Source organism: Paenibacillus sp. JT31N17 (assembly GCF_056269255.1).
Map to the genome: position 1 here is coordinate 145,604 of NZ_JBWDNP010000013.1, position 14,608 is coordinate 160,211.

A 14,608-nucleotide genomic window follows, 5' to 3' on the forward strand; every position below is an offset into this window, starting at 1 on the left:
GTATGATGGAGGAGCATGAACCGCAATCGTAAAGGGGAGATCAGCTTGACCCGAGTGGTCGGAATTCCTTCATCCCGAGTTGCCAATTTTCTGAGCTTTCAACGGGATCCGCTCCAATTCCTTATCAATGCGCTGCCCTTAGGGGAGATGGTATCCCTGCGGACAAGCTCGTTCCGCCCTACCTTTATCGTAAACTCACCTGCCTTCGTACAGGAAATTCTCGTACATCAGGAAGAACGCTTCCGCAAAGGCCGCAGCTCCAACGTACTGCGCAGAACCATCGGCGACGGTCTGCTGACCGCCGAGCATGAGCGCCACAGGCAGCAGAAGAAATACCTGACGCCTGTTTTCTATAAGGAACGCATACAAGCATACGCCGAGGTCGTTATGGAAGAAACAGAGCGGCTCGCCGATACGCTTCAGGAAGGCGTCAGGGTTCCGATGCATGATGTGATGATGCAGCTGACGCTCGGCATTATTTCCAGAAGCATGTTCAAGAAGGAGCTTCATGCGGCCAAGACCGAGCTTGCGCAAGCGGTGGACGATACGATCAGGCTAAGCGCCAAAACCATTTTCTCGCCAATCATCCTCCCGCTTGCCGTGCCGACTCCGAAAAATCGCAAGCACCTCAAAGCGATCCGGTCTCTGGAGGATATGATCTACGATACCATTGCCGAAGCCCGCAGGAACCCGGAGCAGTATGCCGACAGCCTGCTGGGGCTGCTGCTGGATACAAGGGATGACCAGGGCGAGCCCATTCCCGATGTGGAAATTCGCGATCAAATGATGACCATGCTGCTGGCCGGTCATGAGACCACAGCCAATGCCATTGTATGGGCGCTTTATGCGCTTGACCGCGAGCGTTCAGTAGATGAACGGCTTTATGAAGAGATTCGGGACAGACCGCTGACCGTCAGACAAATGCGTGAGGGACAATCGGCTTTTGACCTTTACCGCGGGCTGGCTTACACCAGGCAGGTTATACAGGAAACGCTGCGCTTATATCCGCCTGCATGGGCGATTCTCCGTGAAGCGGAGCAGCCGGTCGAGATGCTGGGGGATCATTTTCCGGCAAACAGCAGCTTCCTGATCAGTCCGTATGCCATCCACCGGAATGACCGGGTATTCGGAGATGCTGCCGCATTCCGGCCGGAGCGGTTCGACGCCGGCATCTCGCAGTGGCCGAGGTTTGCTTATTTTCCATTCGGCGGCGGCGCCCGCGGCTGTATCGGGTCGCAGTTCGCGCTGATGGAGGCCGGTCTGATTCTGGCGGTGCTGGCGCGCAGATTCCGCTTTACATCCGCTCCCGGCCAGGGCGAGGCGGAGCCGGAGCCGCTCGTGTCGCTGCGCATCAAGAACGGACGCTGGATGATCCCGCATCGCCGCGTTTGACACAGAGTAGAAACAAGTCGGGCATTTATTATGCGTTTAAGAGATACGCCTGTCGAGAGGAACGAGTAGATGAGCGAGATAAAAGATTTCGTGCAGCGCTACCCGGCTAACCGCATTGTCGATGTTGCCAAAGCGCTGTCCGGTGATTTGAGGCTTCGCATACTGGAAACGCTGGGCGAGCGCCCCATGAGTATTTCCCAGCTTGCGGGTACGCTGGGCGTTGCGCAGCCGACCATTACGATTAATATTCAGATGCTGGAGCATGCCCAACTGGTCAGCTCGACGCTTGGCGCCAACAGGGAGAAGATTTGCACGGTCACCTGCAGCTCCATTCTGCTTGAGCTGCCTTCCAAACGGGGGGAAGGACTTCACAAGCTGGAGGAAATTCATATGCCGATCGGCATGTACTCCCAGTGCTCCATTGAACCGTACTGCGGGATGGTGAACAAAGAGGGGGTCTACATCGGCTGTGTCGATGACCCGAGAGCATTCTATATGCCGGAGCGGGTGGAAGCCTCACTGCTGTGGTTCGGGGGCTCGGGCTATGTGGAATATTATTTTGCCAACCCGGTTCCTCCTGGCGTCAGCTTCAGCGAGCTCCGCTTTCAGGCGGAATTATGCGCGGAAGCCCCAGGCTTCGATATGAATTGGCCTTCGGATATTTCGCTGTTTATCAATGATTGTCCCGTCGGGATGATAACCATCGAAGCGGATTACGGAGACCGCATGGGCAAGCTGACCTCTGCAAAGTGGAACGGCGGCACACAATACGGGAAGCTGATCCAGTGGAGAGTATCGGAAGAAGGCAGCTACATTCATGAGGACCGGAAGTCCGGGACAACGCTGCGCGACTTGAATTTGACCTTCAACAAGCCCATTCGCGTCCGGATCGAGGTATCCGGGGATGCCGTCAACCGGAATGGGCTTAATTTATTCGGCGCTTCTTTCGGAGATTATCCGCAGGATCTGATTTTGTCCTTCGTACAGATCCATGAATCGGGGGAGCAAGGAAGAAGCCTGATTCAGGACGATAAATGAAGATAAACTGAAATGTCAATAAGATCCGGGACATCGTTATTGGCGATGTCTTTTTTGTTGATTACAACGCAGCGGCAAGGTCCGACGCCTCGCAGCAGGGATCCAGGGCAAAGCCAGCTGGTTCACATTGAAGATCAGAACCAGCCGTTGGTCGTCGCCGTGCATTTCCGGGTCTATCGCGGCTTTATTTCCGGAAGCGGCACCCGAATTGAAGTTTTTTTGCATTTTAGGATCAAATGCTGTTTCATTCGGCTGCAAATGTTTGATAGAATAAACGGGCGGAAAAAACATAACATTCCGTTTAAGCTTACTTCTACAGGGAGGCCTTCTTTTGTCGTCCGATCCACTGCTTACTTTTTTATCTCCACCGCTGCCTTATTTTATCGAATCCAACCGCAATACCTACCCGCCCGGCGGCGAGCATCCAAACCGACGAAATATAGGTGTCTTCGATTTGCTCTTCGTTCATAGCGGAATGCTATATATTGGTGAAGAATCGCGTACATGGGAGCTGGGGCCGGGACAAATGGTGATTTTGCGCCCCGACCGCTGGCATTATCCGGTCAAGCCCTGCTCGGAGCATACTGTCATAGACTGGGTTCATTTTCAGACGGCAGGTCTCTGGGAGGAGCTCGACGAGAACAACTGCGGTACGCTTCGCGGCGATTATTATTCATATGCCATACGGCTGCCCAAGTCCATGACGCTCACCTTTCCGGAAGAAGCGATTTCCTTGTTCGGCAAGCTGCATGAAGCGGCCCGCGGCACCTCGCACAGCGCCTTCTGGCAGCGCCAGCAATGGTTTCTTCATTTGCTGCAGCTTTTTGACGAGGGCTGGCGGACGGATGCGGCCAAGGCGCCGATCTCTGTTGCGGAGCAGGCTGCCGCTTATTTGAAGCTTCATTTTCGGGGCTCGGTCACCAACAGCAAGCTTGGCGAGGCGCTGGGCCTGCATCCCAACTATATTGCAAGATGCATGAGCGAGGTGTTCGACTGTACGCCTCAGCAGTATCTGCTCTCCTACCGGCTGGATCAGGCGAAGCTGATGCTGCTGCAGACGAATTGGCCCATATCCCGCATAGCGGATGAAACCGGGTTTAAGCAGACACCGCACTTCTCGCGTTCCTTCTCGGACCATATCGGCATCACGCCGCTGCTTTACAGAAAACGGTTCACAGGCGCTGCGCTTGCCCGGAACATCACGAAGCAGGAGGATTTTGAATAAAAGGCGGCCCGCGTTTCCCCGCAAGCATGATAATACAGGCAGCTCCGGACTTGAAGCAGGTCTGGGCTGCTTTTTTTTCTCCCATGTTAGAGCCCATTGACAAGGTAGTCAAATTCACCTCGAATTCAATTTCTTTTGCATTCATCGGCTATTATCCGCTTCAAGGATTCTCCAACAAATTTATTGCTGCGTAATCGCGGGTTATGCCATAAAGGCACAGGGATTATGAACGTTCTGGCAGACTGCCAATCTGCTATCAGCTGGCTCCTCAAGGCAAGGTCAGACTTTCCGGCGTTACCGTGAAAGATTTCTTTTGAATATAGACAGGCTCTCGGCTATGATGGGGATAGAGCTGATTGCGAAGCATGCCTTAATGGTTAATATGGACTATAAGCAGGCAATCGTTGATTCCGGCTGAAATTTAAGGTGAATCTCCACATAAATGGAAACTATTGTGTTATGTTGTGATGGCAATTTGTATAAATTAGAATAAGCCATAAGGCTTAGCTGACTGGCGCAATTTTCAGAAAATAGAGTGCCAACTTGAATACGGCGGTGTATAATGAAAGAAAATCGCGCATCCATGTCAGAAAACTTGACAAATATTTAACAATCATTTTTCTTGGGGAGGTCACTGCCGCTCATGATAAATGCCGCATCAATCGGTTTGTCCACGCGCGATTTATATTTGTTTAACAAAGGCAATTTATATCACAGCTACCGGACATTAGGCGCTCATCCCATTCGCCTTGGCGATGAAAGCGGCGTCCGTTTTGCAGTGTGGGCCCCGAATGCCCGCAACGTCCGTGTAACCGGCTCCTTCAATGACTGGAACGGCGAGAATCATGCCATGCACAAGGTGGGAGAGACCGGGATTTGGAGCCTGTTTATTCCGCAGATCGGTCCAGGAACGCTGTACAAATACGAAATCGAGACGATTCAGGGGAACCGTCTGCTGAAATCCGATCCATTCGCTTTCCAGTCGGAGCTCAGACCGAAGACGGCTTCCATAGTGGCGGATCTGGGTAAATACAGATGGCGCGATGAGAAATGGCAGCACCGCAAGCAGGAAGAAAGTCCTTATCATGAAGCTATGCTGATCTATGAACTGCATTTGGGCTCCTGGAAGAACAACGGCAGAGAATTGTTCTGGACTTACGAGCAGATGGCCGGCGAGCTCGTGGATTACGTGGTAGAAATGGGATATACCCATATTGAGCTGCTTCCGATTACCGAGCATCCCTTCGACCAATCATGGGGCTATCAGGCGACGGGCTACTATTCGGCCACCAGCCGCTACGGCTCTCCGGAGCAGCTGATGTTTCTGATCGACCGCTGCCACGAGCGCGGGATCGGTGTTATTCTGGATTGGGTTCCGGGCCATTTTTGCAAGGATGACCATGGACTCCGGTTATTCGATGGAACGCCGATCTATGAAGGAATGAACCCGCTGCGGGCGGAGAAGCCCTTATGGGGGACGCTCGCATTTGATTTTGGCCGCACCGAGGTGCAGAGCTTCCTCATTTCCAATGCGGTCTTCTGGATGGACGTCTTCCATGTGGACGGTCTGCGCGTGGACGCGGTCGCCAGCATGATCGATCTTCACCTGGATAAGCCGCCGGAGATGCGGACTTATAATAAACACGGGGGCTCTGAGAACACGGATGCCATCCAGTTTCTGAAGCATCTCAATGAAACGGTATTTCATTATTTCCCCGACGCGCTGATGATTGCGGAGGATTCCTCCTCCTGGCCGGCCGTCACATCACCCACCTACATGGGCGGTCTTGGCTTCAACTTCAAGTGGAATATGGGCTGGATGAATGACATGCTCCGTTATATGGCGCTTGACCCCGGAGAGCGGATTCACCACCATAATCTGATTACCTTCTCGCTGGTATACGCATTTTCCGAAAACTTCGTTTTGCCGCTTTCCCATGATGAGGTCGTGCACGGCAAAAAATCACTGCTGAACAAAATGCCCGGCACCTATGAGCAGAAATTTGCCCAGCTTCGGCTATTTTACGGTTTCTGGATGACGCATCCCGGCAAAAAACTGCTCTTTATGGGGAGCGAATGGGGCCAGTTCGATGAATGGAAGGATGCGGAATCGCTGGATTGGCAGCTGCTCGAGTATCAATCCCACCATCGTATGCACCATTATGTGAAGACGCTGAACCGTACATATGCCATGGAGCCCTCGCTGTGGGAGCGGGATTGCGATCCCGGCGGCTTCGAGTGGATTGATGTGCACAATGCTGCGCAAAGTGTCGTCGTCTTCATGCGCAGAGGCCATGCGGCCAACGAATTCTCGGTTTCCATATGCAATTTCTCCAACCAACAGCTCCAATCCTACGTTATTGGCGTCCCCGAACCGGGTCAATACCGGGTCGTTATAAATAGTGAGTCAAACGCATTTGGCGGCACCGGGAAACATGTGCCGGATATCATTGAGAGCCGCGCTTCTGCCTGGCATGGAAGAGCGTGCAGCCTGACCGTGGATGTGGCTCCATTCAGCTTTCAATTACTCACTTATGTTCAAGGGGAAGGGCCGCAATCTTTCCGGAAATTTCATTAGCGTTTATGCAGGCGGACTTAATTACTGCGGTGGCGAGCTGCAGTAGAAAAGGAGAGAGTGTCCATGGGCAGAAAAAGAATGTTAGCGATGCTGCTTGCAGGCGGAGAAGGTAAGAGGCTGGGTGTGCTGACCAAAGATTTGGCGAAGCCGGCAGTTCACTTCGGCGGCAAATATCGGATTATTGATTTCACTTTAAGCAACTGCACCCATTCGGGCATCGACACAGTAGGCGTGCTGACGCAATATCAGCCGCTGGTGCTCAATACGTATCTGGGCATCGGCAGCCCCTGGGGACTTGACAGGCGGGACGGCGGGATGGCCATACTCCCTCCTTATATGAAGCAAAAAGGCGGCATGTGGTATAAAGGCACGGCCAATGCAATTTATCAGAATATGGGCTTCATCGATCGTTTTGATCCTGAATATGTGTTGATTATTTCCGGCGATCATATTTATAAAATGGACTATGAGCTGATGCTTCAGCAGCATGAAGAGCGCGGGGCGGATGTTACCATTGCTTGTATCGAAGTGGGCTGGAAGGAAGCGAGCCGCTTCGGAATTATGAGCATCGACGATGATGGCGGCATCACCGCCTTCGAAGAAAAACCGAAGGTGCCGACCAGCAACCTGGCCTCCATGGGCGTCTACATTTTCTCCTGGCCGGTGCTGCAGCAGTATCTGATCCGCGACGAAGCCAACCGCTTGTCGGGCAATGATTTTGGCAAGGATATCATTCCGGCTATGCTCCAGGACGGAGTCAAGCTGAATTCCTATACCTTTGACGGCTACTGGAAAGATGTTGGTACACTTGAAAGCCTGTGGGAAGCGAATATGGATCTTCTCTCCGACGAGCCGGCACTGGACCTGAACGACCGCAATTGGAGAATCTATTCCGTTAATCCCAACAGGCCTGCCCACTTCATCGCGGCTGGCGGTGAAGCCTCCCATTCGCTTATTACCGAAGGCTGCATAGTTGAAGGGCGTGTTCACCGTTCCGTCCTGTTCTATGGCGTGCAATGCGGTGTTGATAGTGTTATAGAGGAATCGGTAATCATGCCGAATGTCAAGATTGGCCGGAATGTGCGAATCTATCGCACGATAGTCGGAGAAGGCGCGGTTATTGCCGATGGCGTGACGATTGGCAATCCGGACAAGGGACCGGTTACGGTCATTGCAAGCGACGAGAATGTGACCCTGAGCAATACTCTGCAGGAGGTGGAGCAGCCATGAATTCCAATATACTTGGTGTGATCAATCTGATCCATGAATCGGACGAAATGGAGTCGCTCACGGCAGACCGCTGTCTGGCCACCGTGCCCTTCGGAGCGCGTTACCGTCTGATTGATTTTACATTATCCAGCCTGGTCAATTCGGGTATTTCCAAAGTGGCGATATTCGCCCATACCAAATACCGCTCCCTGATGGATCATCTGGGATCGGGCAAGCATTGGGATTTGCATCACCGGCAGAGCGGATTATTTATGCTTCCTCCGATTACGGACGATGTGAACGAAGTGCGGCGGGGCGATCTGTTCCACTTTTACCAGCATCGGGATTATTTTATGCGCAGCCAGCACGAATTCGTCGTCATTACACGCAGTCATATGATATGCAATATCAACTTCGAGCCCATTGTTGCCGAGCATAAAGCGAGCGGGGCGGATATCACCGTTGTCTGCAAGCGGCAAATGGATCTGATGGACGGGAAAGCGCGAAAAGTGCTGATTGATGAGAGCGGCAGAATTACGGGCATTCAGGACCATTACGGCCGCATGGAGAGCGACCTTGTCTCGATGGAAATGTACATTATGCGCAAGGATCTGCTGATGGAGCTGGTTGAGACTTCTCTGGCCCAGGGACAGGATCATCTCGTACGCCACGCCATTATGTCGCGCGTGGATAAGCTTCATATCCAGAGCCATATGTACGAGGGATATCTGGGAATTGTCAATACCGTTTCCAGCTACTATCAGAACAGCATGCAGCTGCTGCGTCCGGAAGTGTGGAAAAGTTTGTTCTTCGAGCCTGGTGTTGTTTATACAAAAGTCAAGGATGAGCCGCCTGCGCGTTATGCGGAAGGGGCGAAAATGAGCAATTCCCTGGTTGCTAACGGCTGCATTATCGAGGGGACGGTCATCAACAGCATCCTGTTCCGCGGCGTTCATGTTCAGAAAGGCGCTGTCGTCCGCAACAGCATTGTTATGCAAAATGGAATCATTGGCGAGAATAGCAATGTCAATCATGTAATCCTGGATAAGGATGTAACGATCGAGCCGAGCCGCGACCTGCGAGGCGCGGAGTCCTCGCCGTTCCTGGCGATGAAACGCAAAGTCATCTAGCTTCTTGTCTATGGATTGGATAGGGCAGATAGAGAAATAGAGGTGGAATCATACGATGAATATCCTGTTTGCCGCTTCTGAAGCGGTACCGCTGATTAAAACCGGAGGCCTGGCCGATGTTGCCGGGTCTTTGCCTGCCGCTTTGAAGGAGAATGGCGCAGAAGTCCGTGTCATTCTCCCCAAATATGAAGCGATGCCGGAAGCGCTGCTTGCCGGTTTTGAACGGATTGCTGAATTCCATGTGCGGCTGGGCTGGCGCGAGCAGTACTGCGGCCTTTTAAAGGGAGAAATCGACGGAATCGTTTATTATTTGATTGACAACGAGTATTACTTCAAGCGCGGCGGGCTTTACGGCTACGGCGACGATGCCGAGCGCTTCGTATTTTTCTCATCTGCGGTGGCGGAATCCTTGTTTCATATGGATTATCGCCCTGATCTCGTTCACTGCCATGATTGGCAAACCGGGCTCGTTCCGTTCCTGCTCAAAACGCGGTACCGGTATGAACAGGTCACCCGCAATATAGCAACTGTATACACCATACATAATTTGCGTTACCAGGGTGTGTTCGGACAGCAGCAATTGATGGACCTGCTTGGCAGCGGTGATGAGCTGTTTGGCTCGGAGGGCATTGAGTTCTATGGCGGAGGGAGCTGCATGAAGGCCGGTCTTCTCTATGCGGACAAGCTGACAACCGTCAGTCCCACCTATGCGCAGGAAATACAGACGGAAGCCTACGGCGAGCTGCTGGATGGGCTGCTTCGTCAGCGCTCGGGAGATCTGACCGGTATCGTGAACGGCATTGATACGGTTTCCTTCGACCCCATGAATGATGCGGCTCTTCAAGTTCCCTACAGAGGCTCATTGCCGCGCAAACGGAAAAACAAGGTGAACCTGCAGCGTGAGCTGGGACTTGCTGAATCCGAGAGCACGCCGCTGATTGGCGTGGTTTCCCGGCTTGTGGACCAGAAGGGTTTTGATCTGGTGGAAGCGGTGCTGGAGGAGATTCTTCAGGAGGATGTGCAGATTGCGGTTCTGGGGTCAGGGGACTGGCGGTACGAGCAGCTGTTCAACGATGCAGCGCGGAGACATTCCGGCAAGCTCGCCGTCTGGCTGGGCTTTAATGACGGCCTGGCAAGACGGATCTATGCCGGAAGCGATATGTATCTGATGCCCTCGCAGTTCGAGCCCTGCGGTCTCAGCCAGCTGATTGCGCTGCGCTACCGCTCGGTTCCGATAGCCCGTGAGACCGGTGGTCTCAAGGACACGGTGATCTCGTATAATGAGTTTACGGGACAAGGAAACGGCTTCACCTTCACGCATTATAATGCGCATGATTTGCTCTTCACGGTGCGCAGAGCGCTCTCGTTCTATCGGGACGAGGTGGCGTGGCAGAAAATTGTCGCCAATGGAGCCAGGGACGACTGCAGCTGGACGAAGTCCGCGAAGTCTTATATGAATCTGTACGATGAAATTCTGTCGAATCGAAAGGAGACCTGACTATGGCTCGCCATCTTGTGATTGGCAATGGTAAAATCCTCGTTAATCTGGATCAGAATTGTTATATCCGCGACATTTATTATCCCTTTGTCGGTCAGCTGAATCATGTGGGAGGGCAATACTGCCGCTTCGGCATTTGGGCGGCCGGGCAATTCTCCTGGCTGGAAGAGCCCGATTGGACGTTCGAGCTTGGCTATGTTGAGGATTCGCTCGTCACGAACATTATCGCGCGGAATGATCGCCTTGCTGTGGAGCTGCATATTAATGACGGCATCCATCAGCGCGAATCCATTTACTTGAAGCGGGTCGTCATTAGAAATAAAGCGGACGATGAGCGGGAATTCCGCCTGTTCTTCCATCAGGATTTGATGATTGACGGCTCCGAGGTAGGGGATACGGCAGCGTATTATCCGGATAATCATACCCTGTTTCATTACAAAAGGTCCTCATACTTTATGTTTAACGGCTTCTCGGACGAAGGCGGGATGGTGCAGTATACGACCGGCATCAAGCGGTTCCACTCGGCCGAGGGCACATGGCGGGATGCGGAGGACGGCACCTTGATGGGCAATTCCATCTCGCAGGGCTCCGTTGACAGCACGATGAGCTTCCGTACGGTCGTGCCGGCTGGCGGAGAGAAAACCGTGTATTACTGGATGTCGATCGGCAAGGATCTCGAAGAAGTTAAAAGTCTCAACCAATATGTGCAGGACAGCCATCCGGAGAAGCTGCTCAGCCGGATTGTGATTTACTGGAAGCATTGGCTCCACCGGGCGGAGAGCGATCTGGGAGATCTTCCGCCGGAGGTTGCGAGAATGTTCAGGCTCAGCCTGCTGATCGTGCGCACGCAGACGGATGAACGCGGAGCCATCGTAGCTGCCAATGATACCGATATCCTGCAATACAACCGCGATCATTACAGCTATATGTGGCCAAGGGACGGAGCCCTTATTGCCGATGCCATGTCGGCGGCAGGCTTCCAGAGTGTCATCGCGCCGTTCTTCCACTTTTGCGCACAGACGCTCTCGCCCGAAGGTTATTTGTTCCATAAATACAATCCCGATGGAACGGTTGGCTCCAGCTGGCATCCCTATATTGTACAGGGAAGCCGCCGACTTCCGATCCAGGAGGATGAAACGGCGCTGGTCCTGTTTGCCTTGTGGAAGGATTACATCCGCAATCAAGTTATCGAGCTGCCGCAGTCGCTCTACAATAATCTGATCCGCAAGGGTGCGGCATTTTTGAGCGAGTATATTGAACCGGCCTTGTCCCTGCCCAAGCCCAGCTATGATTTATGGGAGGAACGTTACGGGATATGGACGTATACCGTGGCTTCCGTATACGGCGGTCTGATGGCAGGGGCATTTTTTACGGAATTGTTTGGCGATTACGAGCGGAGCGATCATTTCCGCGATACCGCCAGGATGATTAAGGAAGGAATGCTGAAGCATTTATGGGATGAGGAAACCGGACGTTTTGCGCGCGGACTGATTCAGAAAGATAATGTCTGGGTGAAGGATATGACGCTGGAAAGCAGCTTGTTCGGTATTTGGGACTTCGGCGTGCTGCCTGTCGATGACAGCAGAGTGGTCAGTACGATGAGTGCGATCCGGGAGGGCCTGTCGATCCGCAACGGGATCGGCGGGGTCGCAAGATACACGAATGACTACTACTTCCAGCAATCCGGAGATATCGATAATGTGCCGGGTAATCCATGGATTATTTGTACGCTGTGGATTGCCAACTTTGATATTGAATCCGCACAAGGCCTGGCCGACCTGGAAGGTCCGCGCAAGGCGCTGGAATGGGCTATCGAGCATGCCCTGTCCAGCGGTCTGCTGCCGGAGCAGGTTCACCCGGGAGACGGAACGCCGCTTTCCGTTGCGCCGCTTACCTGGTCGCATGCCACTTATGTGCAGACCGTCAGCCGTTACGCCGCCAAATATGCTGAACTGGCCAAAGTGAAATAGTGGGCCGTACAGTTCAGAAAAATCAAAGAAGAGCCTCTCGCGGAAAGCGGGGCTCTTCTTTGATTTATAGTGTCTGGATCATGTTTATATCATATTGTTGGCAGGAAATCTCACCTTCCGGTCAAGAGCAGAGAGCTCATGCGGAAGCATTCCACATGGTCCAGACATCGCGGATTGTTGATTCCGTATTGGCTGCTTAACTTAATATACGCCGGCACGAAGAACAATGACCAATAGAATGAAGAGCACAAGGACTACGCCTGTACATCCCCATATGCCGCCGACTACTGGTCCGCAGCCTACGCCGCCAACCCCACCTGGGTATCCCATATTGCATACCTCCTGAGTGTTTGATTTGTGATAGTCGTTATCACATTTTTAATGTATGACCAAACCCGCAAAATCGTTTGGACGTTTATACCGTATGCATTTGCAATTGGTTATATATCCTGTATGCAATTGATATAAAGGCGGGTTTGGCAGAGCGGTAATATCAGGGCCGGGCTTCCGGCAGTCCCGGGGAAGGGAGGGGCTCGGCGAATTGACGAATATTCTTGATGCGGGACTCAGCGGTTTCAGTCAGACCGTTGCCGATCAGAATGTTAGCAGCTGCGCTTATGGCAATAATCTGGATGCAGCCAACACGGATGGCAGGCTGTCTATGACAAGTTATCACCTGCACATCATCGTCCTCTTCAGCCGAACCCGGCTTTTCGGGAAAAACCTGCCTCGGCCGGTTGTAGATAGAGTAGGCTTCAAAGTAGACATCCTTTCTCGCCTCATGATCGCTTTCCCTTTGAACAGCCAATGCCCTCAAAGAAGCGTTCACTTCCGCCCGGTCTCCGAATTGTACGACGGAAGCGTCGCCAGCACTGATCAGATAAAGGTAGCCAAGCTCCGATACGCGTATGGGGTAACAAAGGTTCGGGTCGTTACCCGGATGGGCTGTTTTCATGCTCATGACGAACTACTCTCGGCATCAGGATTACTGGCGGAATCCTCAGCCTCCGCTTCCTGTGCGTCGGCAGGCGCGGATAGCGGCACGAGCGGACCCACAATTACCGATTCCGGCGGCGTATCGAACATGGAATAGAGATTGATTTGCCCCGTATCCCCGACCTGCAGGATGGAAGCACTGGCCACAGCGGTGAGCTGGATGCAGCCTACTGACAATGCATGATTCACAACATTCAAATTCATGGCAGCTTTTCTCCTATTCATTCTTGTTGGTTGATTGGGACGCAAGGCTGGCTACATAGCTCTGAAGCGCCGCATCGATATCGCGGGTTGTCTTCTGGATGATATCCGACTTCAGCTCATCCGTAATCTGGGGCGGATTTTGGTCATTTGTCTTTCCTTTGGGCAGGGCGACATTTATATAATATTGAATCCGGGGACTCATTTGCTTGCGGATATCCTCCACAATCAATTTGCGGTGGAAGGGGTCAAGCGTAATGCCATAACTTGCTTCAAGCTGCGAGAGAATGACAGGCGCCCGCGTATTCAGATAAAAATCTATATCGCGGCGGATTTCGGGATATGGTGGACCGGGCATGGTCGCATCCGGCGCGCCCGAGGCAAAGGCGGATGGGAACTGATTGGGGCCGCTAAGCGCCTGATCGTTCACATCCCCGAGGGGTAAAGCACCATTATCAGATGTAAAGGCAGATGCTGGGGGTACGGCCGCAGGCGAGGGAGCGCCGGGAATGACAAGCTGGCCGATCTCCTTCATCTTTTCCTCGCTGGGAGGGGTCATGCCGATGTTCAATGTTCCGTCCAGCTTCTCCACCTTCAACTGGTCAAAATGGTATTCCATGCGGTCGATATGATACTGCGGCTTTGTCTCTGCGGATTTCAACCGTTCGCTTAAGCTTTCCACCTGTTTGCTCAGCGAATCGATTGCGGCTTGCTGTGCTTCCAGTCGGATGTGCAGCTGTTGAACCCTTTGTGACCATGCCATCCACACCTGTTGAGGGGAATAGGCGGGTTCGTTATAGGATTGCATGATACGCACCTCCTGAAGGACTTAATAGCTAAACCGGATTGGGCAGAGGAACAAAGGAAAGCGGATTTTCTTCGCCGAATTGCGGTGCTGGACCGGTAAAGCCCCCGGTATTGTAGAGCTGGGACAGAGAGCGCACAGAACCCGCTGTGCCGATCTGAAGGACAGATGAGTTCGTCACGTTATCCACCCGCAGCTGGTGAATGGTGATATTTTGATGAACGGTCCAATTCATTTAGACGACTCACCCCGCTTGAGAATGTAAGCAATCCGCAGCATCCGGGTCAGAGGTAATAGCCGCGCTTACGGAATGATGGGATTTGGCCGGACTGCCTGTGAGGAACGATCCTGGACCGGCATAGGTTATCGATATGCCCGAAGGCGGCCTCTGGAAGGAATCACCTGACGGGACGAATGGGCTTGAGCCCACCCGGATGAAATTGACAAAACCGGTGACAGCAGGCATTGTTTCCCACTCCCTTTCTTATAGGCTGAAATTGCCATTGCTGCTTGAGGGCAGCTTCCTTGCATCCAAAGCTGATGTTACATCCTATGCGGCAAGCGCC

Annotated in this window: 14 protein-coding genes; 8 read left to right on the top strand and 6 right to left on the bottom strand. The window is 52.8% G+C overall.

Annotation, left to right across the window (positions count from 1 at the left end; translation table 11 throughout):
* The first annotated feature begins 15 nt into the window (after nucleotides 1-15).
* The 8 genes from AC0YOB_RS29315 to AC0YOB_RS29350 all read left to right on the top strand — a co-directional run bounded on the left by AC0YOB_RS29315 (nucleotide 16) and on the right by AC0YOB_RS29350 (nucleotide 12,040).
* A complete protein-coding gene (locus AC0YOB_RS29315; protein WP_475795800.1) occupies nucleotides 16-1,392 on the top strand; it encodes a cytochrome P450 in 1,377 nt (458 codons plus the stop codon).
* Nucleotides 1,393-1,461: 69 nt separating this feature from the next.
* On the top strand, nucleotides 1,462-2,430 hold the full coding sequence (locus AC0YOB_RS29320) for an ArsR/SmtB family transcription factor (protein ID WP_475795801.1): 969 nt from the start codon (nucleotides 1,462-1,464) through the stop codon (nucleotides 2,428-2,430).
* Between the two features lie 331 nt (nucleotides 2,431-2,761).
* Nucleotides 2,762-3,655, top strand: coding sequence for a helix-turn-helix transcriptional regulator (locus tag AC0YOB_RS29325; protein WP_475795802.1), 894 nt, complete (start codon nucleotides 2,762-2,764; stop codon nucleotides 3,653-3,655).
* Nucleotides 3,656-4,298: 643 nt separating this feature from the next.
* On the top strand, nucleotides 4,299-6,233 hold the full coding sequence (glgB, locus tag AC0YOB_RS29330) for a 1,4-alpha-glucan branching protein GlgB (RefSeq protein WP_475795803.1): 1,935 nt from the start codon (nucleotides 4,299-4,301) through the stop codon (nucleotides 6,231-6,233).
* 63 nt (nucleotides 6,234-6,296) lie between these two features.
* Nucleotides 6,297-7,463, top strand: coding sequence for a glucose-1-phosphate adenylyltransferase (locus tag AC0YOB_RS29335; protein WP_475795804.1), 1,167 nt, complete (start codon nucleotides 6,297-6,299; stop codon nucleotides 7,461-7,463).
* Complete coding sequence (glgD, locus tag AC0YOB_RS29340) at nucleotides 7,460-8,572, top strand: glucose-1-phosphate adenylyltransferase subunit GlgD (RefSeq protein ID WP_475795805.1); 1,113 nt, start codon at nucleotides 7,460-7,462, stop codon at nucleotides 8,570-8,572. Before AC0YOB_RS29335 ends, glgD begins: the two co-directional genes overlap by 4 nt.
* Nucleotides 8,573-8,627: 55 nt before the next feature.
* A complete protein-coding gene (gene glgA / locus AC0YOB_RS29345; protein ID WP_475795806.1) occupies nucleotides 8,628-10,070 on the top strand; it encodes a glycogen synthase GlgA in 1,443 nt (480 codons plus the stop codon).
* Between the two features lie 2 nt (nucleotides 10,071-10,072).
* Nucleotides 10,073-12,040 (top strand): glycoside hydrolase family 15 protein, encoded by a 1,968-nt coding sequence (locus tag AC0YOB_RS29350; RefSeq protein WP_475795807.1) that lies wholly within the window; start codon nucleotides 10,073-10,075, stop codon nucleotides 12,038-12,040.
* A 201-nt stretch (nucleotides 12,041-12,241) separates the two neighbouring features.
* Here the strand turns inward: AC0YOB_RS29350 and AC0YOB_RS29355 are convergent, their stop codons facing one another.
* From AC0YOB_RS29355 to AC0YOB_RS29380, 6 genes are all read right to left on the bottom strand, one after another.
* Entirely contained in the window at nucleotides 12,242-12,370 is a 129-nt protein-coding gene (locus AC0YOB_RS29355; protein ID WP_475795808.1) for a sporulation protein YjcZ, read from the bottom strand.
* A 163-nt stretch (nucleotides 12,371-12,533) separates the two neighbouring features.
* Nucleotides 12,534-13,001 (bottom strand): spore germination protein GerPE, encoded by a 468-nt coding sequence (locus tag AC0YOB_RS29360; RefSeq protein ID WP_475795809.1) that lies wholly within the window; start codon nucleotides 12,999-13,001, stop codon nucleotides 12,534-12,536.
* Entirely contained in the window at nucleotides 12,998-13,240 is a 243-nt protein-coding gene (locus AC0YOB_RS29365; protein ID WP_475795810.1) for a spore gernimation protein GerPD, read from the bottom strand. The genes AC0YOB_RS29360 and AC0YOB_RS29365 overlap by 4 nt, the downstream gene beginning before the upstream one ends.
* A gap of 13 nt (nucleotides 13,241-13,253) precedes the next feature.
* Entirely contained in the window at nucleotides 13,254-14,045 is a 792-nt protein-coding gene (gerPC, locus tag AC0YOB_RS29370) for a spore germination protein GerPC (protein WP_475795811.1), read from the bottom strand.
* 28 nt (nucleotides 14,046-14,073) lie between these two features.
* Nucleotides 14,074-14,277: a spore germination protein GerPB gene (locus AC0YOB_RS29375; RefSeq protein ID WP_475795812.1), complete on the bottom strand. Its 204-nt coding sequence runs from the start codon at nucleotides 14,275-14,277 to the stop codon at nucleotides 14,074-14,076.
* A 9-nt stretch (nucleotides 14,278-14,286) separates the two neighbouring features.
* Nucleotides 14,287-14,508, bottom strand: a complete 222-nt coding sequence (locus AC0YOB_RS29380; protein ID WP_475795813.1) for a spore germination protein — start codon at nucleotides 14,506-14,508, stop codon at nucleotides 14,287-14,289.
* Between the last annotated feature and the right edge of the window lie 100 nt (nucleotides 14,509-14,608).

What these genes read in the sequence shown, in the direction of transcription:
- AC0YOB_RS29315 (WP_475795800.1), top strand. Translation starts at nt 16, where the DNA reads ATGAACCGCAATCGTAAAGGGGAGATCAGCTTGACCCGAGTGGTCGGA.
- gerPC (WP_475795811.1), bottom strand. Translation starts at nt 14,045, where the DNA reads ATGCAATCCTATAACGAACCCGCCTATTCCCCTCAACAGGTGTGGATG.
- AC0YOB_RS29335 (WP_475795804.1), top strand. Translation starts at nt 6,297, where the DNA reads ATGGGCAGAAAAAGAATGTTAGCGATGCTGCTTGCAGGCGGAGAAGGT.
- AC0YOB_RS29375 (WP_475795812.1), bottom strand. Translation starts at nt 14,277, where the DNA reads ATGAATTGGACCGTTCATCAAAATATCACCATTCACCAGCTGCGGGTG.
- glgA (WP_475795806.1), top strand. Translation starts at nt 8,628, where the DNA reads ATGAATATCCTGTTTGCCGCTTCTGAAGCGGTACCGCTGATTAAAACC.
- AC0YOB_RS29365 (WP_475795810.1), bottom strand. Translation starts at nt 13,240, where the DNA reads ATGAATTTGAATGTTGTGAATCATGCATTGTCAGTAGGCTGCATCCAG.
- AC0YOB_RS29360 (WP_475795809.1), bottom strand. Translation starts at nt 13,001, where the DNA reads ATGAGCATGAAAACAGCCCATCCGGGTAACGACCCGAACCTTTGTTAC.
- glgB (WP_475795803.1), top strand. Translation starts at nt 4,299, where the DNA reads ATGATAAATGCCGCATCAATCGGTTTGTCCACGCGCGATTTATATTTG.
- glgD (WP_475795805.1), top strand. Translation starts at nt 7,460, where the DNA reads ATGAATTCCAATATACTTGGTGTGATCAATCTGATCCATGAATCGGAC.
- AC0YOB_RS29380 (WP_475795813.1), bottom strand. Translation starts at nt 14,508, where the DNA reads ATGCCTGCTGTCACCGGTTTTGTCAATTTCATCCGGGTGGGCTCAAGC.
- AC0YOB_RS29355 (WP_475795808.1), bottom strand. Translation starts at nt 12,370, where the DNA reads ATGGGATACCCAGGTGGGGTTGGCGGCGTAGGCTGCGGACCAGTAGTC.
- AC0YOB_RS29350 (WP_475795807.1), top strand. Translation starts at nt 10,073, where the DNA reads ATGGCTCGCCATCTTGTGATTGGCAATGGTAAAATCCTCGTTAATCTG.
- AC0YOB_RS29320 (WP_475795801.1), top strand. Translation starts at nt 1,462, where the DNA reads ATGAGCGAGATAAAAGATTTCGTGCAGCGCTACCCGGCTAACCGCATT.